This is a genomic window from Micromonospora sp. CA-263727 (assembly GCF_050942455.1).
Lineage (GTDB): Bacteria > Actinomycetota > Actinomycetes > Mycobacteriales > Micromonosporaceae > Micromonospora.
Genome location: NZ_CP192031.1, coordinates 938,368 through 956,551, shown reverse-complemented (window position 1 = coordinate 956,551; position 18,184 = coordinate 938,368). Strand labels below are relative to the sequence as shown.

At 72.6% G+C, this 18,184-nt stretch carries 16 protein-coding genes; 12 read left to right on the top strand and 4 right to left on the bottom strand.

The features are described 5' to 3' along the window. Nucleotides 1-43 precede the first annotated feature (43 nt). Genes ACQPYA_RS04530 through ACQPYA_RS04510 form a run of 5 tightly spaced genes read left to right on the top strand, consistent with a single transcriptional unit; the run spans nt 44 to nt 4,970 of the window. Nucleotides 44-1,009, top strand: a complete 966-nt coding sequence (locus ACQPYA_RS04530) for an ABC transporter permease (protein WP_433531384.1) — start codon at nt 44-46, stop codon at nt 1,007-1,009. After that, nucleotides 1,006-1,890 carry an ABC transporter permease gene (locus ACQPYA_RS04525; protein WP_433531383.1) on the top strand — a complete coding sequence of 295 codons (885 nt, stop codon included), beginning with the start codon at nt 1,006-1,008 and terminating at the stop codon, nt 1,888-1,890. Before ACQPYA_RS04530 ends, ACQPYA_RS04525 begins: the two co-directional genes overlap by 4 nt. Before the next feature lie 7 nt (nt 1,891-1,897). Beyond that, a complete protein-coding gene (locus ACQPYA_RS04520; RefSeq protein ID WP_433531382.1) occupies nt 1,898-3,055 on the top strand; it encodes a M24 family metallopeptidase in 1,158 nt (385 codons plus the stop codon). Between the two features lie 5 nt (nt 3,056-3,060). After that, entirely contained in the window at nt 3,061-3,909 is an 849-nt protein-coding gene (locus ACQPYA_RS04515) for an alpha/beta fold hydrolase (RefSeq protein WP_433531381.1), read from the top strand. Nucleotides 3,910-3,920: 11 nt separating this feature from the next. Beyond that, nucleotides 3,921-4,970, top strand: coding sequence for an Lrp/AsnC family transcriptional regulator (locus ACQPYA_RS04510; protein ID WP_433531380.1), 1,050 nt, complete (start codon nt 3,921-3,923; stop codon nt 4,968-4,970). Nucleotides 4,971-5,071: 101 nt separating this feature from the next. Here the strand turns inward: ACQPYA_RS04510 and ACQPYA_RS04505 are convergent, their stop codons facing one another. Continuing rightward, nucleotides 5,072-5,962 (bottom strand): TatD family hydrolase, encoded by an 891-nt coding sequence (locus tag ACQPYA_RS04505; protein WP_433531379.1) that lies wholly within the window; start codon nt 5,960-5,962, stop codon nt 5,072-5,074. A 124-nt stretch (nt 5,963-6,086) separates the two neighbouring features. Here ACQPYA_RS04505 and ACQPYA_RS04500 point away from each other — a divergent pair, with 124 nt between their 5' ends. After that, nucleotides 6,087-7,337, top strand: a complete 1,251-nt coding sequence (locus ACQPYA_RS04500; protein WP_433531378.1) for a hypothetical protein — start codon at nt 6,087-6,089, stop codon at nt 7,335-7,337. 131 nt (nt 7,338-7,468) lie between these two features. Beyond that, nucleotides 7,469-8,320 carry an alpha/beta fold hydrolase gene (locus tag ACQPYA_RS04495; protein ID WP_433531377.1) on the top strand — a complete coding sequence of 284 codons (852 nt, stop codon included), beginning with the start codon at nt 7,469-7,471 and terminating at the stop codon, nt 8,318-8,320. 153 nt (nt 8,321-8,473) lie between these two features. Here the strand turns inward: ACQPYA_RS04495 and metG are convergent, their stop codons facing one another. Further along, nucleotides 8,474-10,276: a methionine--tRNA ligase gene (gene metG / locus ACQPYA_RS04490; protein ID WP_433531376.1), complete on the bottom strand. Its 1,803-nt coding sequence runs from the start codon at nt 10,274-10,276 to the stop codon at nt 8,474-8,476. 150 nt (nt 10,277-10,426) lie between these two features. Between metG and ACQPYA_RS04485 the strand changes: the two genes are divergently transcribed. Continuing rightward, nucleotides 10,427-11,338, top strand: coding sequence for a hypothetical protein (locus ACQPYA_RS04485; protein ID WP_433531375.1), 912 nt, complete (start codon nt 10,427-10,429; stop codon nt 11,336-11,338). Between the two features lie 63 nt (nt 11,339-11,401). Here ACQPYA_RS04485 and rsmI read toward each other — a convergent pair whose 3' ends face one another. Further along, nucleotides 11,402-12,271, bottom strand: coding sequence for a 16S rRNA (cytidine(1402)-2'-O)-methyltransferase (rsmI, locus tag ACQPYA_RS04480; protein WP_433531374.1), 870 nt, complete (start codon nt 12,269-12,271; stop codon nt 11,402-11,404). 66 nt (nt 12,272-12,337) lie between these two features. Here rsmI and ACQPYA_RS04475 point away from each other — a divergent pair, with 66 nt between their 5' ends. Next, nucleotides 12,338-14,029 (top strand): dolichyl-phosphate-mannose--protein mannosyltransferase, encoded by a 1,692-nt coding sequence (locus ACQPYA_RS04475; RefSeq protein WP_433531373.1) that lies wholly within the window; start codon nt 12,338-12,340, stop codon nt 14,027-14,029. Nucleotides 14,030-14,478: 449 nt separating this feature from the next. Here ACQPYA_RS04475 and ACQPYA_RS04470 read toward each other — a convergent pair whose 3' ends face one another. Continuing rightward, entirely contained in the window at nt 14,479-14,784 is a 306-nt protein-coding gene (locus tag ACQPYA_RS04470) for a hypothetical protein (RefSeq protein WP_433531372.1), read from the bottom strand. A gap of 233 nt (nt 14,785-15,017) precedes the next feature. On the opposite strand from ACQPYA_RS04470, the gene ACQPYA_RS04465 reads away from it, so the two are divergent. The 3 genes from ACQPYA_RS04465 to ACQPYA_RS04455 all read left to right on the top strand — a co-directional run bounded on the left by ACQPYA_RS04465 (nt 15,018) and on the right by ACQPYA_RS04455 (nt 18,184). Beyond that, nucleotides 15,018-15,674: a 4'-phosphopantetheinyl transferase family protein gene (locus ACQPYA_RS04465; RefSeq protein WP_433531371.1), complete on the top strand. Its 657-nt coding sequence runs from the start codon at nt 15,018-15,020 to the stop codon at nt 15,672-15,674. A gap of 78 nt (nt 15,675-15,752) precedes the next feature. Continuing rightward, nucleotides 15,753-16,808 carry a hypothetical protein gene (locus ACQPYA_RS04460; RefSeq protein WP_433531370.1) on the top strand — a complete coding sequence of 352 codons (1,056 nt, stop codon included), beginning with the start codon at nt 15,753-15,755 and terminating at the stop codon, nt 16,806-16,808. A 71-nt stretch (nt 16,809-16,879) separates the two neighbouring features. Further along, complete coding sequence (locus tag ACQPYA_RS04455) at nt 16,880-18,184, top strand: VWA domain-containing protein (RefSeq protein WP_433531369.1); 1,305 nt, start codon at nt 16,880-16,882, stop codon at nt 18,182-18,184.

Below are 18,184 nucleotides of genomic sequence, written 5' to 3'. Positions count from 1 at the left end.
TTCGGCCGAACCGACCGGCACCCGAAGCACCGAGGGAGGCACCGTGCCCGCCGGCATCCGCTTTCTCCTGCGCCGCGTACTGCGCGGCCTGCTCACCATGTGGTTCGCGGTCACCGTCACCTTCTTCCTGCTGCGCCTGCTGCCCGGCGACCCGGCGCTGGCCATCGCCGACCCGGGGATGACCGAGGAGCTGCGCGCCAAGCTGCTCGCCGACTACGGCCTGGACCGCTCGCTCGGCGTGCAGTACTGGGAGTACCTGACCCAGCTCGCGCAGGGCAATCTCGGGATGTCGTTCCGGCAGAACCAGCCGGTGCTGGACATCCTGCTGGAACGGCTGCCGTGGACGCTGCTGCTGGCCGGCTCGGCGCTCGCGGTGACCGTCGCGCTCGGCATCCCGCTCGGCGTGCTCGCCGCCACCCACGCCAAGAGCGGCCTGGACCGGTTCATCCAGGTCGGCGGGATCACCGGCCAGTCGCTCTTCGTGCCGAGCATCGGCGTCTTCCTGTTGTACGTCTTCGGCGTACAACTCGGTCTGCTGCCCATCGGCGGCGCGATGGACGGCGACGCGACCGGGCTGGCCGCCTGGGGCAGCATCGCCGTGCACCTGATCCTGCCCTGCCTGTCGCTGGTGCTGGTGCAGCTCGGCTCGTACGTGCTGACGCTGCGTAGCACGCTGATCGACGCGCTCGGCGAGGACTACTGCACGCTGGCCCGAGCCAAGGGCATGCCGCAGCGCCGGGTGGTCTGGCGGCACGCGCTGCGCAACGCCCTGCTGCCCACCACCACGCTGGTCGGCCTGCAACTGGGCTTCCTGGTCGGCGGCGCGGTGCTCACCGAATCCATCTACGCCTACCCGGGCGTCGGCCGGAGCATCTTCGAGGCGGTCGGCCAGCTCGACTTCCCGGTGCTCCAGGGCGCCTTCCTGATGCTCGCCTTCGCGGTGATCGTGGCCAATCTGCTCACCGACATCGCGTACGGCCTGCTCGACCCGAGGGTACGGACCGCATGACCATCCCCCTGACCCCCGCCGCCGGCGCCACGGCGGCGCTGCCGCCGTCGGAGTCGGTGGCCCAGCAGACCTGGCAGGCGTTCCGGCGCAACCCCCTCGGCCTGGCCAGCGCCGCCGTGCTGATCGTGCTCATCGCGGTCGCGGCCGGCGCCGGCCTGATCGCCGACTACCCCAGCGGGTACGGCGAGGACGTGCTCGCCGGCCCCAGCGCCGCCCACTGGTTCGGCACCGACGACCTGGGGCGGGACGTCTTCGCCCAGGTGGTCTGGGGCACCCGGGTCAGCATCGTGGTGGGCCTGGCGGCCAGCGTGCTGGCGATCCTGATCGGGGTGCTGGTCGGTGTCGCCGCCGCCTACTTCCGGTACGCCGACGCCCTGCTCGGTGTGATCGTCGACCTCTCCCTGTCGTTGCCGGTGCTGCCGCTGATGATCCTGGTCGCCGCGCTGGCCGGACCGAGCGTGTCGACCCTGGTCGTGGTGATCGCGCTGTTCAGTTGGCCGGAGGTGGCCCGGGTGGTGCGCTCGCAGGGGCTGGCCGTGGTGCCGATGCCGTACGTCTCGGCGGCCCGGGTGATCGGCGGCTCGCACCTGTGGATCATCCGCAAGCACATCCTGCCCGGGGTGGCGCCGGTCATCGCGGTGTCGGTGGTGCTGACCACCTCGCGGGCGGTGCTCTCCGAGGCCGGGCTCTCCTTCCTCGGCCTGGGCGACCCGAACAGCTGGTCCTGGGGGGCGATCCTGCACCAGGCCCAGCGGTCCGGATCGCTGGCCACCGCGTGGTGGACCACGCTCTTCCCCTCCCTGGCCATCCTGCTGCTCGTGGTGGCCACCACCCTGCTCGCCGTGGCATACAACGACGCCCGCAACCCCCGGACGAGGTGACCGACCGGTGCGACTGCCGCCCACCTTCTACCCCGCGCTGCACGACCGGGTCCGCGCCGGCCTGGACGAGGCCGGGCTCGACGCGCTGCTGCTCGACGACCCGCTGGACGTGGCGTACCTGACCGGATTCGCGCACTTTCCCAACGAGCGCCCGGTGGTGGCGCTGGTGCCGCGCGACGGCGAGGTGCTGCTGCTCGTGCCGGACCTGGAGCGGGAGTACGCGGCCGACCAGCGGGCCGCCGCCCGCCTGGTGGTCTATCCGGAGTTCCCCGGCGAGCGCAGCCCGTTCGCGCTGCTGGCCGACGCCGCGGGCGGGCTGCGCCGGATCGGGCACGCGGCGTCCACCTCGACCGGACGGGTGGCCGCCGTCGCCACCGCCTTCACCGGCGCCGAGACGGTCACCTGCGACCTGGTCGGGCGGCTGCGACTGCGCAAGACACCGGAGGAGGTCACGCTGCACACCGAGGCGGCCCGGATCGCCGACGCGATGCTCGCCGAGGGCGTCCGGCTGGTCGCCGCCGCCAGCGACGACGACCTGCCCACCGAGACCGAACTCGCCGCCCAGGTGACCCGGTTCGGCGCCGCGACGATGTACGCCGAACACGACGACGTGGTGGTCGTGCCGATGCTCACCGGCGGGCTGGTCTACGGCGGCCCGAACTCGGCCCAGCCGCACCGGCTGCCCGGCGGCGACCGGCTGCGCCGGGGCGAGCCGTTCATGCTCTCGCTGGGCTGTGCGGTGGGCGGCCGGTTCGTGGAGAGCGAACGGACGTTCCTGCTCGGCGAGCCCACCGCCGAGCAGCGCCGCTACTACTCGGTGGTGCGCCGGGCACAGGAGGTGGGCACCGAGGCGCTACGGCCCGGCACCCGTTGCGCGGAAGCGAACCGGATCTGCCTGGACGTGGTCCGCCGGGCCGGGCTGGCGCAGTTCCTGCGGCATCGGCAGGGCCACGGCATCGGGTTGGGCTTCCACGAGCCGCCGTGGGTCGCCGACGGCGACGACACCGTGCTGGAGCCCGGCATGGTCCTCTCCAGCGAGCCCGGCATCTACGTACCCGGCCACGCCGGCTACCGCATCTCGGACACCGTGCTGGTCACCGAGGACGGCCCGCGCCGGCTCACCGGATACCCCCGTGACCTCGCCGACATCGTGATCGGAGCCTGACTGACATGTTCGTGGAGATCAACGGAAACCGGCTCAACGTCGAGGTGCTCGGCGACGCCCCCGACCGGCCCACGATGATCGTTCATCACGGTGCTCCCGGGCTGGGCTCGATGGCCGAACCGCGCGCCTCCTTCGCGCCGTTCGCCGACGCGTACCGGGTGATCGTCTTCGACGCCCGGGGCTCCGGGGCGAGCGAGGGCCACCCGCCCTTCACCCACGAGCAGTGGGCGGCCGACGTGGACGGGCTGCGCGCCTGGGCGGGCGTGGACCGGATCATCATGGCCGGCGGCTCGTACGGCGGCTTCATCGCCATGGAGTACGCGCTGCGCTACCCGGACCGGGTCGCCGGCCTGGTGCTGCGCGACACCGCCGCCGACAACGCCAACCAGGAGCTGGCGCTGCGCAACGCGCTGGCGTCATCCCGGGTGGAGATCGACCGGGCGAAGCTCGACCGGATCATGTCCGGCACGGTCCGTGACGACGCCGACCTGAAGGACTGCTGGGCGGAGATCCTGCCCCTCTACGACCACGACCTCGACTGGGCGAAGGTCCGGCAGCGGGTGGAGGACACTCCCTACCGGTACGCCACCCACAACTTCGCCTTCGCCGTCAACCAGCCGAACTACGACATCAAGCCGCTGCTGCCCCGGATCGGCTGCCCCACCCTGGTCACCGTCGGCCGGCACGACTGGATCACCCCGGTGGCGTGCAGCGAGACCATCGCGTCGCTGGTCCCGGACGCCCGGCTGGTCGTCTTCGAGCACTCCGGACACTCGCCGCAAGTGGAGGAGGCGGAAAGGTTCCAGGCGGTGGTCCGCGCGTTCCTGGCGGAACTGCCGGCGACTGCGGCATGATGCCCATCGACATGTACGATCTCGATCCCACCGACCGGCGTATCGTCGCCGCGCTCCAGGTCAACGGCCGGGCGAGTTGGACGGACATCGCCCAGCTCACCGGCACGTCGGTGACCACCGTGGCGCGCCGGGCCCAGCAACTGCTGGCCGACGAGATGGTGAAGGTCGCGGCCGTGCCGCAGCCCGGCGGTGGCGGCCCGGCGGACCTGCTGATCGTACGGATCCGCTGCACCCCGGGGAGCCAACTGCCGGCCGCGCAGGCCCTCGCCGCGATGCCCGAGGTACGTTTCGTCGCCCTGGTCACCGGCGTCTACGACCTGGTGGCCGAGGTGCTGGTGCCCAAGGGCACCAGCATGCACGGGGTGCTGCTGGACGGGTTGCAGACCATCCCGGGGGTGCAGGGCAGCGTCGCCGACCTGGAGTTGCACACGTACAAGGCCACCCACGAGTGGAGCCAGCACCTGCTCGGCGGTGCCGCGCAGCTCGCCGGCCCGCCCCCGGTGCACGACTGCTCGGCGACCCACCTGGACGAGCTGGACGAGCGGATCGTGGCCGCGCTGCGGGCCGACGGGCGGGCCAGCTTCCAGGCCGTCGCCATGGGACTGGGGGTCAGCGAGAGCACCGTGCGCCGCCGCTTCGAGGCGCTGTACCAGGCGGGCTGCGTACAGGTGATCACGCTGGTGCCGGCGGCGGCGCTGGGCTTCGAGGCGGAGATCCTGTTCTGGTTGTCGGTGGCGCCGGCCCGGCTGGACACGGTGGCGCGCGAGTTGGCGGCGCTGCGCGGGGTGCGGTACGTGGCGGCCACCCTCGGGCAGGAGTCGCTGATGTGCGAGGTGATCCTGCCCAGCCACGCCGACGTCTTCGAGTTCACCACCAAGACCCTCGCCGGCATCGAGGGCATCCAGGCGTGGACCGCCGGAGTGCAACTGCTCACCGTCAAGCGCGGCTTCGTGATCACCCCGTGGGCCGCACGCCGCCTCAACGCGGCGGCAGCGCCCGCACCCGCCGCGCCCGCACCCGCCGCGCCCCCCGCGCGCACCCCCCGCGCCCGCCGCGGCTGAGGTGTAAGGAAGGGCACCTTATTAACGCCTCGTGTACTAAAAGGGCCCCCTCCTAACAAGGCGCACCGGCGCGCGGCACGGGACAGGGTCCGCGGTGGGGGTCAGTGCCAGGGGCCGAAGGCGCGGTCGCCGGTGGCGGAGATGGCGGCGCAGAGGGTGTCGAGGTCGGTGCCGGTGGTGGCGGCCAGGGCCCGCACGGTCAGCGGGATGAGGTACGACGCGTTGGGGCGGCCCCGGTGCGGCACCGGGGTGAGGTACGGCGCGTCGGTCTCGACCAGGATCTGGTCGAGCGGGGTCAGCGCGGCGGCCTCGCGCAGCGCCCCGGCGCTGGCGAAGGTGACGGTGCCGGCGAAGCTGAGCAGGTATCCCCGGCGGACACACTCGGCGGCGAACCCGACGTCGCCGGAGAAGCAGTGCATCACCACCGTCTCCGGTGCGCCCTCGTCGTCCAGGATGCGCAGCACGTCGGCGTGCGCGTCCCGGTCGTGGATGACCAGGGTCTTGCCGTACCGCTTGGCGATGGCGATGTGAGCGCGGAAGCTCTCCTCCTGCGCGGCGCGGCCCTGCTCGCCGGTGCGGTAGAAGTCCATGCCGGTCTCGCCGACGCCGCGCACCCGGTCCCGCGCGGCCAGGGCCTCGATCTCGCGCAACGCGGCGTCGAGATCGGCCAGCCGGGGCGCCTCGTTGGGGTGCAACGCCACCGTGGCCAGCACCGCCGGATGTTTCTCGGCCACCTCGACACCCCAGCGGGAGGACTCCACGTCGACGCCGACCTGCACCAGCCGGTCGACGCCGACGGCGGCGGCGACCTCGATCGCCGCGGCGACCGGTTCGGCGGCGGCGCTTCCGCCCGGTACGCCGACCTCGCTGACGGTGATGTCCAGGTGAGTATGGCTGTCCAGCACCGGGCGGGGCAGTGGTTCGGGGGCGGGCGGGAACTCACCGGCCCGGCGGGATGCGCGCTGGCTGCGGGTTTCGGTTGATTCGCTCATCAGTCGACAGCATCACACAGGCCGCCGGTCCACCCTGCCGCCACCCGCAGTTCACCTCGACTACGTCGGACGCACCTACGGTCGCCGGATGAACACGTGGAACGAGGTGAGGTGAGGTGACACCGTGAGCATCACCCCTCGGGCCGACGGCTCCGCCCAGGAGCGGACCGGTCTGCGCGTGGCGTACGGAGGCGCGGTCTATCCGGCGGAGGAGCTTGCCCGGGGCTCGGCCTTCGAGCTGTTCAGCGCGGACGAGGTGGCCGGGTTCGAGTGGGCGCCCCGGCAGAACTCGGCCCTGCCGTGGCGACGGTTCGTGCATGTCACCGAGGTCAGCGCCGTGCACGGGACGACCGGGTCGGCCGAGGAGCCGGAGGCGCCGCTGCTGGTGCCACTGCACCGTGAACGGGGTTGGGCGGAGGTGCACCGGCTCGGCCAGCAACCCAACGCGGCGGACGATCCGCTGGTCACGGCGGTACGCGCCTCGGCGACCGTACGGCGTGGCACGCGCATGATGAAGATCCTCTCCGCTCGGCAACTCGCCGGCTACGTGCGGGGCTGGCTGCCGCACGGGTTCTGCTACCGCGAGCACGACGTGGCGCACCTGCGCACCCCGACGGCCACCACCGTGCTCCGCACCGACGGCAGCGGCGGCGCTCGGGAGGGGGTGGAGGTGACGTACGCGCTGCGGTGGCGCGCCGCTGACCCGGGCGACTACGACGTGCCGTCCGGTGCGTCGTACCGGGGGCTGACCGCGTTGGGCGCCCGCGACCGGTTGGGGCCGGCGGTGCTGGGCACCGGGTTCACGCCGAGCAGCCACCATCTGCTTCCCGAGTTCGTCACCCGCGACTTCGCCGACCTGCCGATGCCGGCCAACGCCACCCTGCTGGCCTACCCGGCGGAGGGATTGGAGGTGGTGCTCTACGCCTACCAGGCCGAGCAGCGGGGCTGGCTGCGGATGGTCGGTCCGCAGTGGCGGCACCTGCTCGCCGCGGTGCCGGGGTTGTCGCCGGACCAGGAGTACGTGCCGACCGGCGACGCGCCGCGGTCCACCCGGCTGGTCGGCGCGTACGCGGGCGGCGAGTACGAGGCGGTGGCCGATCTGCCCGGCGGTTTCCGGGTGCTGGCGCTGACCCGGGCCGCCCGGTACCCGGTCGACGCGGTGGCCCGCCGGGTGCGCCTGGCCGCCTGGCGCGGGGTGCCCTGCCTGGTGCTCCGGGAGGAGGCGGGTTGGCTGCGGTTGCGGTTGCGCCATCCGAACCCGGACGCGGTGGCCGCCGTCGGGGCACAGTGCCACGAACGGGGCGTCTACGAGGCGTGGGCCCCGGGCAACGAGGTCACCGACGACCACGTGGTGGACCACCCGTACGTGCTGTGATGCCCCATGTCGGAGTCGTGGGCGGAGGCGGGGCAGGGGCCCGGAGGCGGGGTGGGGGGCCGGAGGGCGGCGAGGAATAACGCGCCTACGGCAGGGAAGGCTCGATCTCCCACCCTGGACAGGAGGATGCGATGCCCTTCATCACCGTCGGCACGGAGAACTCCGCGCCCATCGACCTGTACTACGAGGACCACGGCTCCGGCCAGCCGATCGTGCTGATCCACGGGTTCCCGTTCAACGGGGCGACCTGGGAGAAGCAGACCGGACCGCTGCTCGATGCCGGATACCGGGTGATCACGTACGACCGGCGCGGTTTCGGCAACTCGGCGCAGCCGACGTTCGGGTACGACTACGACACCTTCGCCGCCGACCTCGACGTGCTGATGACCGAACTGGATCTGCGTAACGTGATCCTGGTCGGCCACTCGATGGGCACCGGCGAGGTGACCCGCTACCTGGGCGCGTACGGCTCGGATCGGGTGGACCGGGCCGTGCTGCTGGCGCCGCTGGCGCCGTACCTGAAGCAGGCGCCGGACAACCCGGAGGGGGTCGACCCGAGCCTCTTCGAGGGGTTCAAGCAGGCCATCACCGCCGACCGGTTCACCTACCTCACCCAGTTCTGCAACAACTTCTTCAACTACGACGAGAACCGCGGCAAGCTGGTCAGCGACGAGGCGTACCGGGCGCACTGGGAAATCGGCGCGCGGGCCTCGGCGAAGGGCACGCACGACTGCGTGGACGCCTGGGGCACCGATTTCCGGGCCGACGTGTCGCGGATCGACGTGCCGGTGCTGATCGTGCAGGGTGACAAGGACAACGTGTTGCCGTACCCGAAGACCGGGCAGCGGTTGCAGTCGATGCTCTCGGACAGCCGGCTGGTCACCCTGAAGGGCGCACCGCACGGCACCCCGTGGACCAACGCCGACCAGGTCAACGAGGCGATCATGGAGTTCGTCGGGGCGCCGTCGATGGCGCGGGCCTGACCGGCGCGGCCTGATTCACGCGGGCCACACCGACGCGGGCCTGACCCGTGCGGCCAGCGGCAGCGCGGACAGTGGCAGCAGCCCGAAGGCACCGACGCCGGCCAGCGCGACGGGCGCGACCCCCGGGGGGTCGCGCCCGTCCGGTGCCCGCGGTCAGTCGCCGAGCCGGGCCAGTTCCTCGTCGACGATCGACGGGTCGAGCTTGCGGAACACCGGCTTGGGCGCCGCGAGCGGCCGGCCCACCTGAAGGGGTACGGACTCCCAGCGCGCGCCCTGCGTGTAGTCCCCGGTCAACACCGGGTACGCGGGCCCGCCGTCGAGGTCGTCGACCTGCTCGATGACCGGCATCGGGGCGTGCACCCCGGTGCCGCCGAGCAGCTCGTGCACCTGCTGCGCGGAGTGCGGCAGGAACGGGGTGAGCAGCGTGTTGGCGTCGCTGACCACCTGGAGGGCGACGTGCAGGATGGTGCCCATCCGGGGCTTCTCCTCGGCCGCCTTGAGCTTCCACGGCGCCTGGTCGGAGAGGTACCTGTTGGCCTCGGCGACCACCCTCATCGCCTCACCGATGGCCTGCTTCTGCCGGTGCCGGCCGATCAGGTCGCCGACCGTGGTGAAGCCGGCCCGGCTCACCGCGAGCAGCGTCTCGTCGGCCTCGGTCAGCCCGTCCGGGTCGACCGCCGGGATCTCGCCGAAGTTCTTCGCCGCCATCGAGATCGACCGGTTGACCAGGTTGCCCCAGCCGGCGACGAGTTCGTCGTTGTTGCGGCGGAGGAACTCGGCCCAGGTGAAGTCGGTGTCGTTGCTCTCCGGGCCGGCCACCGCGATGAAGTAGCGCAGCGCGTCGGCGTCGTACCGTTCCAGGAAGTCCCGGACGTAGATGACCACCCGCCGGGAGGAGGAGAACTTGCGTCCCTCCATGGTCAGGAACTCGCTGGAGACCACCTCGGTGGGCAGGTTGAGCCGCCCGAGTTCGCCGGGCTCGCCGTCCCGGCTGCCCTCGCCGGAATAGCCGGCGAGCAGCGCGGGCCAGATCACCGAGTGGAAGACGATGTTGTCCTTGCCCATGAAGTAGTAGGACTGGGCGTCCTTGCCTTCGGCGTCGGCGGACCACCACTTCCGCCATGCCTCGGGGTCGCCGGTGCGGCGGGCCCACTCGATCGAGGCGGAGAGGTAGCCGATCACCGCGTCGAACCAGACGTAGATCCGCTTGTCGGTGCGCTCGCGCCAGCCGTCGAGCGGGATCGGCACGCCCCACTCCAGGTCCCGGGTGATGGCCCGGGGCTGGAGGTCGTCGAGCAGGTTGCGGGAGAACCGCAGCACGTTGGGTCGCCAGCCCTCGCGGGTGTCCAGCCACTGCCGCAGGATGTCGGCCAGGGCGGGCAGGTCGAGGAAGAAGTGCTCGGTCTCGACGAACTTCGGCGTCTCCCCGTTGATCTTCGACCGGGGGTTGATCAGGTCGATCGGGTCGAGCTGGTTGCCGCAGTTGTCGCACTGGTCGCCGCGGGCGCTGTCGTAGCCGCAGATCGGGCAGGTGCCCTCGATGTAGCGGTCGGGCAGCGTCCGGCCGGTCGACGGCGAGATCGCGCCCATGGTGGTCTTGGGCACGATGTAGCCGTTGCGGTACATCCCCTCGAACAGCTCCTGCACCACGGCGTAGTGGTTGCGGCTGGTGGTGCGGGTGAACAGGTCGTAGGAGAGGCCGAGGCCGTGCAGGTCCTCCACGATCACCCGGTTGTACCGGTCGGCCAGCTCACGCGGCGTCAGCCCCTCGGCGTCGGCCTGCACCTGGATCGGGGTGCCGTGCTCGTCGGTGCCGGAGACCATGAGCACGTCGTGTCCGGCCATCCGCATGTACCGGGCGAAGACGTCGGAGGGTACGCCGAAACCGGAAACATGGCCGATGTGGCGCGGGCCGTTGGCGTACGGCCAGGCGACTGCCGCGAGAACGTGACTCATGCCCAGCAAGCCTAGTGACCCGCCCGGCGTCACTGCGAACCAATAGGGGGTCCGGGCTCGGCGGAGCGGCCTGACCGGCCCGTCCGTTTGTCCGATTTGTCGCCGACACGCTGTCTGAGCTGCCTGTCCTGGAACATCTACCGGTGTCCAATGAAGCGCGTGACTGGCAGCCGAGCCGCCCACGACCACGAGGACGGCCTCCCCACCGACATCCGGCCGGAACCGGCCGCGCCGTCGCGTACCCATGCCGTGGCACCGCAGCCCCGGGCGGTGCCGGCGGCCGAACCGCCGGCCGATCCCGACGACGGCCCCGCCGCCGGCGAGCTGGAACCGACCACCGGCGCGCCGGTCGACGCGGTGCCGCGCCGGGTCCCCGTGCGGTCCGCCGGCCGCCGGGCCCGCCGGGGTCAACCCTCCGACGGAGGTACGCCGGACGACGACACGTTCTGGGCGCCCATCGAGGAGGTGCACTGGGACGGCACGCCGGTGCGCCCCGAGGAACCCGGCGACGGCAGCCGGTGGTGGCGTCGGGGCTGGCCGGCCCGGCGTCGCCGGGAGCGGACCCGCCATCCACCGGATCCGCTGCGGGGGCTGCCCGCGCTGTTGGGGCTGAGCCTGGCGGCGGCCTTCTTCGCCTGGGTCAGCGCCGGCCCGTTCTGGCTCGCGGTCGGGCATGCCACCTCGGGCACCGTGGTCGTGACCGACTGCACCGGCGACGGGCTGGCCCAGCGGTGCCGGGGCATCTTCACCGCGGCGAACGAGAAGTTCCGGGCCCATGGCGTACGGGTCAGCGGGGTGCCCGAGCATCGGGCGGCGGCCGGCGCGACCCTGCCGGCCCGGATGACCGGCCCGGACGACGACACCGCGTACGCCGACCGCGGGCCCGGCACCCATCTTCGCTGGCTGCTCGGCCTGCTGGCGGTGCTCGGCTGCGGGTGGGGCATCGTCCGGTGCACCGGCGCGACCCGGCTGCCCGACCGGCGCTCCCGACGCTGGGCCGTCACCGCCGCGCTCGCCGGCCCGCTGGTGATCACCCTCGGTTTCCTCGCCAGCGCCTGGTGAACCGGGCTCGGGTGTTAAGAGGGGGCCCTTCCTCTACCGCAGGCGTTAATAAGGGGCCCTTCCTTACACCATGTGCACGACGGCGTAGACATCACGCCGGCGCAGGGCGAAGGCGGTCGCGACCTCGGTGATGGCGTCGCGGCGGGTCTGGCCGGCGGCCTCCCGCTCGGCCACCGCGGCGCGCAGCTCGTCGTCGTCGGGGCGGGTCGCGGGCGTCGCCGGGGCGCCGGCCACCACGAGGGTGATCTCGCCGCGCGGATCACCCTCGGCGGCCCACCGGGCCAGCTCGCCGAGCGGGCGGCGCAGCACCTCCTCGTAGGTCTTGGTCAGCTCCCGGCAGAGCGCGGCGGGCCGGTCGGCGCCGAAGGCGGCGGCCAAATCGGCCAGTGCGGCGGCGACCCGGTGCGGCGCCTCGAAGAGGACCAGCGTCCGCTCCTCGGTGGCCAGCGTGCGCAGTCGGGCGCGGCGGGCACCCGGGCCGCGCGGCAGGAACCCCTCGAAGCAGAACCGGTCGCAGGGCAGCCCGGAGAGCGCCAGCGCGGTGGTGACGGCGCTGGGCCCGGGTGCGGCGGTGACCGGGACTCCGGCGTCCAGGGCTGCCCGGACCAGCCGGTAGCCGGGGTCGGAGACGCTGGGCATGCCGCCGTCGGTGACCAGGGCGACGAGGTGCCCGTCGGCGAGCACGTCGACCAGCTCCGGGGTACGCCGCTCCTCGTTGCCCTCGAAGTAGGAGACGATCCGCCCCGGGATGGTCACGTCGAGGTCGCGGGCCAGCCGGCTCAGTCGCCGGGTGTCCTCGGCGGCGACCACGTCGGCGGTGGCGAGCACCTCGCGGAGCCGGGTGGAGGCGTCGGCGGGGTTGCCGAGCGGCGCGCCGAGCAGAATCAGGCGACCCGATTCGGACATCTCACCCACGGATGCGTTCTCCTTCATTGACGGCCGTACCGGAATCGGGGACGACGGACGCCACCGGTCCCCTCCGCAGCCTACGATCGCCGGGTGACGAGTGCGTCGACAGCACAGAGCGCGGACGCGGACCGACCGCAGCCGGAGATTTCAGTGACCGGGATCGGCTCCACCGACCCGGCGGACGGTGGTGTGCGGGCGACGGTCCGCCGGCGCCTGGCCACCGTCGAAAACCGGCTGGACGGCCGTTCGTGGCTGGCCACGGCGGTGGTGGTGGCGATCGCGGCGGTCCTCCGGTTCGCCAATCTCAGCCACCCGCCCGGCAAGATCTTCGACGAGATCTACTACGCCCGGGACGCCTGGGGTCTGGTCACCAAGGGCGCGGAGTGGAACTACAAGGACGACGGGCCGTCGTACGTGGTCCACCCGCCGCTGGGCAAGTGGTTGATCGGCTTCGGCGAGTGGGCCTTCGGCTACTCCGATGCCGAGCACGGCATCTCGGTGCCCGGGCACCTCTGGACCACCTCGCCCGAGTTCGCCTGGCGCTTCTCGGCGGCGCTCATCGGCACCCTGTCGGTGCTGCTGCTGGTCCGGATCGGCCGCCGGATGTTCCGCTCGACGGTGCTCGGCTGCGCCGCCGGCCTGCTGCTCGCGGTCGACGGCTTCCACCTGGTGCTGTCCCGCACCGCGCTGCTCGACATCTTCCTGCTCTTCTTCGTGCTGGCCGCGTTCGGCGCGCTGGTGCTCGACCGGGACACCACGCGGCAGCGCTGGGCCCGCGCCCTGGAGGCGGGCCTGGACCCCACCGCCCGGGGACGCGCCGGCCGGCCGCCGGGTGGCTGGCGGAACTGGCCCTGGTGGCGTTTGGCGACCGGGGTGCTGCTGGGCTGCGCCTTCGCGGTGAAGTGGAGCGCGCTGTTCTTCGTTCCGGTCTTCGCGCTGCTGATGCTTTTCTGGGACCAGGGTGCCCGCCGCTCGGCGGGGGTGCGCCGGCCCTGGTGGGGAACCCTGCTCGACGGGGTGCCCTGGATGGTGCTCTCCGGTGTGCTGATGGCGGTCACCTACCTGGCGACCTGGTCGGGCTGGCTGTTCGGCCGGGACGGTTACTACCGGCTCGCCGAGCGGTACCCGGGCTCGGGGCTCAGCGACATACCGGTGCTCGGCGCGCTGTGGAACCTGAAGGAGTACCACCTCGCCGCGCTGGGCTTCCACAACCAGCTCGACGATCCGCACAAGTACCAGTCGTGGCCGTGGCAGTGGCTGCTGCTGGGGCGGCCGGTGGCCTTCCACTGGTCCCCCGACGGTGACTGCGGGGCGCCGAGTTGCGCCTCCGAGGTGCTGCTGCTCGGCACGCCGCTGTTGTGGTGGTCGTTCCTGCCCGCGCTGGTGGCGCTGATCTGGCTCGGCCTGGCCCGGCGTGACTGGCGGGCCACCGCGATCCTGCTCGGCGCGGGCGCGGGGCTGCTGCCCTGGTTCTGGTTCGCCCTGGACGGCCGGACGATGTTCTCCTTCTACACCGCTCCCGCCCTGCCGTTCCTGGTGCTGGCCGTGGTCTACGTGCTCGGTGCGATCGCCTCGCCCGCAGGGCCGGGCGGCTTCCGGCCCGTGGGCGGGGAGGACGACGAGGCCAGCCGGGACCGCCGGCTGGTCGGTGGGGTGATCGCGGGGGCGTACGTCGTACTCGTCGTCCTCTGTTTCGCGTACTTCTATCCGATCTTCGTGGGCCAGGTCCTGCCCTACGCCGAATGGTCGGCACGGATGTGGTTGGACGGACGCTGGATCTGACCATGGCGAAGGGCCCGTCCGCTTCGGCGGACGGGCCCTTCCCGGGAAAATTAGGACGCGCCCCGATCGCCTGCCACGGGGGAAGCGGGCGATTGGGGCGCGCATCAAAAGCTTAACCACCCATGACCAGCGGCACAACGGGGCGGCGCGGGTCAGATTTCCGACGAACGCCGATCAAGGTGATGATCCACAGGTTGGGTCGCCACTGCGTGATCATCTGCCGACGCTGCGCTGCGCCGGCCGCGGATGGTCGGCCGCGTCCGAAATCGACACCGGCCGCCGCCGGACCTCTGCCCACACTGGACCGGGGAAAAACCGCTGTTTGGCCCCATATCGAGCCGACCAAGCGGTTTGCCCCTTAACAAGGCATGGACGGGGCATAGATCCGGATGTTCACATAATGAAGACTTGGGCACCCTGCGGGCCCGCTGATCGGCGCCGGCCCGCGTTCACCCCTGCTTCGGCCGACGGGGCAGCCAGCCGAAGAACCGGTCCCGCAACGAGGTCGCTCCGGGAGCGTGCAGGTCCTCGACGGCGGCGGCCAGACAGCTGCCCAGGTAGACGCTGAGCATCGCCCGGTCCTCGCCGTACTCGGCCAGGAGTCGATCGCGCTTCGGCTCACACGGCCACTCCGCGCCACAGGTGCCACACGTCCAGTCGGGGATCAGCGGGGCATGTTCGCCCGACCCGGCCGCCGGCGCGTTTTCGCCGACCCCGGCCACCATGACACCCGAGCGATCCGCAACACCCGTCATCGCGCTCCCTTCCGCCTCACCCTGGACGGCGGATGGGCACCCGCCGTCGACCACGCGTCACCGCCGTGCCGGACCAGACAGCCTCCGGTACGCCACCCCGTGTTACACGGTTGCGGTACGTTGACCAACCATGGCCACCGCGACTCGCCGCGTTAACCGCACGCGCCCGGACCGGCCGTCGTCGATCCACGCTACGAGAGCGAACCGCCGAACGCACCCCTTCGAGGCCGAGAATGCGTGACCTGCTGCCGCCGACCGTCGCAGTGGCGGTGGCCGATCCGGGCGACTGGGCCGGTCAGCTGCACGCCGCGGAGGCGGCCTGCCTCGGCGACCGCGCGGTGGAGAGCCGGCGGCGTGATTTCGCGGCGGGCCGGTCGTGCGCCCGCCGCGCCATGGCGGCGCTGGGTCTGCCGCCGGTCGCCGTACCCGCCGCCGCCGACCGGTCGCCGGTCTGGCCGGCGGGGCTGGTCGGCACCATCACGCACACCCGCGGCTACTGCGCCGCCGCCGTCGCCCGCAGCACCGAACTCCGGTCGATCGGCATGGACGCCGAGCGGCACAAGGAGCTGAGCCCCGGGGTACGCCGCCTGATCTGTCTGCCGGAGGAGGAGGACCGGTGCATCCGGCTGCCCTCGGGCGTCTCCTGGCCGGCGGTGCTGTTCAGCGCCAAGGAGACCGTGTACAAGATCTGGCACCCGCTCGTCGGCACCTGGCTGGACTTCCACGACGCGCTGGTGGTCCTCGACCCCGACGCGGGAACCTTCACCGCCCGGATCGCGCCGGTCCGGATCGACGCCGCCCCGGTCGCTCACCCGCCTGCGACGATCACCGGCCGGTTCGCGGTGGAGGCGGATCTGGTCCGCACCGCCGCCACGCTGGCGCCCCGCTGAGCCGGCCGCCGCGCGGGGTTGCGGGCACGCGGTAGCGTCAGGCCGTCCGCGTCTGCGATCAGGTGCCCGAGGAGTACGGTGAGCCACCCCCAGCCCCCAGACGGGCCGCAGGACCCCTACCGGCCGAACCCCGAGCAACCGCCGAGCGACCCCTGGGCCCCGCTGCCCCCGGTCGGGCCGACGCCCGGGGCGGCGGCACCGGACGGCACGTGGGACGCGCCGCAGCCGCCCGCCCCCGCCAGCCCCTGGGCCGCACCGCAACCCCCGGACGCCGCCCAGCCGCCCGTCTCCGGCGCGCCACAGCCGGCGTCGCCCGGTCAGCCCTGGACGCCGGTCTCCGGCGCGCCGCAGCCGCCCACCTCGGGTGCGCCATATCCACCGGGCACCCCCTATCAGGCGGCCGGCCCGTACCCGCCGAGCGGCCCGTACCCGCCGCCGGGCGGGTACCCACCGGGTGGCACCTACCCGCCCGGCGGGCCCGGATATCCGCTCGGTGCGCCCCAGCCGGTCCCGGGCGGCGGCAAGAGCAACAAGACCATCCTGATCGTGGTGCTCGTGGTGGCCGTGCTGGCGCTGCTCTGCTGCGCCGGCGGCGTGGTCGCACTCATCGCCGGCGCGAACCGGGCCGCCGAGCAGGCGTCCGAGGCGCTGCCCACTCCGGAGGTCACCCGTGCGGCGCCGGCGCCGAGCAGCCCGCCCGCCGAGCCCGCTTCGCCCCCGCCGGCCCGGGAGGGCGAGACCTTCAACATGCGACCGGGAGACACCCTGGTCCTGACCGACAGCGACGGCACGGTCGAGATCACCGTGGCGAAGTTCCGTACCGTCAACGAGGGCTGTAGTTCGTTCGCGCCCAAGCCGCAGAAGGGTCGCTACCTGATCGCCGACGTGACGGCCACGGTGACCAAGGGCACCGGATCGATCAACCCGTTCTACTTCGAGTGGGTGGCCGACGACGGCACCACGGTCAACGGGCTGATCGGCGCGCTCTCCGGCTGCGGGGATCCGCTCGGCTCGGGCAACAACCTGCGGGCCGGCAGCAAGCGGGCCGGCACGGTCGTCTTCGACGTCGCCAACACCAAGGGTGTCCTGGAGTACCGGCACCTCTTCGAGACCGCCGGCTCCTGGAAGCCGTGACGCCGGGGGCGGCCGGCGCAGCCGGGTGACCGGAGTGTCCGTCCTCAATGGACGTCGCTACACTCCGCCCGGTGATCAACAAGAGATGGTCGTCAGCCGCCCTGCTCGGGCTGCTGGCGGCGACCACGCTGGCCGGCCCGGTGCCGGCATTCGCCGACGACGACAGGGCAGAACCCATCCCCGAACCGCCCCGCGTCCAGCTGGTGCTGGACGTCAGCGGCTCGATGCGGGCCACCGACATCGACGGGCGCAGCCGGATCTCGGTGGCGCAGCAGGCGTTCGGCGAGGTGGTGGACGCCCTGCCCGACGAGACCCAGCTGGGCATCCGGGTGCTCGGCGCCACCTACCAGGGCAAGGACAAGCAGCAGGGCTGCCTGGACACCCAGCAGATCGTGCCGGTCGGCCCGGTGGACCGGGCCAAGGCCAAGGCGGCCGTGGCCACGCTGCGCCCGACCGGATTCACCCCGGTCGGGTTGGCCCTGCGGGAGGCCGCCAAGGACCTGGGCACCGGCACCACCGCCCGCCGGATCGTGCTGATCACTGACGGCGAGGACACCTGTGCTCCGCCGGACCCGTGCCAGGTCGCCCGGGAACTGGCGGCCCAGGGCACCACGCTGGTGGTGGACACCCTCGGTCTGGCCCCCGACGAGAAGGTACGCCGCCAACTGCTCTGCATCGCCGCCGCCACCGGCGGCACGTACACCGCCGCGAACAGCGCCGAGGACCTCACCGACCGACTCAAGCAGCTGGTGGACCGGGCCCGCGACACGTACGCCACCACCCCGGCGAAGGTCGACGGGACGGACGACTGCGCGGGTGCGCCGCTGCTGGCTCCCGGCGTCTACACCGACCGGGAGACCTTCTCGGAGCACCGCTGGTACCGGGTGCCGGTCCGGCCGGACCAGGAGCTGCGTGCCTCGGTCAGCGTGGCGCTCGACCGCCCGATCAACCCCGACTACGGCGTACTGCTGCGGGCCACCGCCGCGGATGGTCGGGAGCTGGTCCGCGGCGTGGACGCGGGCAGCGGACGCACCGACGTGATCTCGGCCGGCCTGCGCTGGTCGGCCAGCGAGGACGTCGACGAGGCAGCGGCCGAGGAGGCCGAGGCGACGCCGCAGGCCACCCCGACGCCGGAAATCACCACCGTGTGCCTGGTGGTCAGCAACATGTTCTCGCCCCAGGCGGGCACCGCGAAGAACCCCGGCATGCCGGTCGAGTTGACCGTCGACGTGGTCGCCGCGTCCCCCGCCCCGGACGGGCCGGACCTGGGTCGGGGCTGGGTGCTGCTGCTCCTGCTGACCCTGGCCGGCCTGCTCACCGGGCTCGTCACCGGCCTGCTCACCCGCTGGTGGGTGGCCACCTGGAGGGAGAACTGA

What these genes read in the sequence shown, in the direction of transcription:
- ACQPYA_RS04525 (WP_433531383.1), top strand. Translation starts at nt 1,006, where the DNA reads ATGACCATCCCCCTGACCCCCGCCGCCGGCGCCACGGCGGCGCTGCCG.
- ACQPYA_RS04515 (WP_433531381.1), top strand. Translation starts at nt 3,061, where the DNA reads ATGTTCGTGGAGATCAACGGAAACCGGCTCAACGTCGAGGTGCTCGGC.
- ACQPYA_RS04510 (WP_433531380.1), top strand. Translation starts at nt 3,921, where the DNA reads ATGTACGATCTCGATCCCACCGACCGGCGTATCGTCGCCGCGCTCCAG.
- ACQPYA_RS04505 (WP_433531379.1), bottom strand. Translation starts at nt 5,962, where the DNA reads ATGAGCGAATCAACCGAAACCCGCAGCCAGCGCGCATCCCGCCGGGCC.
- ACQPYA_RS04495 (WP_433531377.1), top strand. Translation starts at nt 7,469, where the DNA reads ATGCCCTTCATCACCGTCGGCACGGAGAACTCCGCGCCCATCGACCTG.
- metG (WP_433531376.1), bottom strand. Translation starts at nt 10,276, where the DNA reads ATGAGTCACGTTCTCGCGGCAGTCGCCTGGCCGTACGCCAACGGCCCG.
- ACQPYA_RS04485 (WP_433531375.1), top strand. Translation starts at nt 10,427, where the DNA reads ATGAAGCGCGTGACTGGCAGCCGAGCCGCCCACGACCACGAGGACGGC.
- rsmI (WP_433531374.1), bottom strand. Translation starts at nt 12,271, where the DNA reads ATGAAGGAGAACGCATCCGTGGGTGAGATGTCCGAATCGGGTCGCCTG.
- ACQPYA_RS04470 (WP_433531372.1), bottom strand. Translation starts at nt 14,784, where the DNA reads ATGACGGGTGTTGCGGATCGCTCGGGTGTCATGGTGGCCGGGGTCGGC.
- ACQPYA_RS04465 (WP_433531371.1), top strand. Translation starts at nt 15,018, where the DNA reads ATGCGTGACCTGCTGCCGCCGACCGTCGCAGTGGCGGTGGCCGATCCG.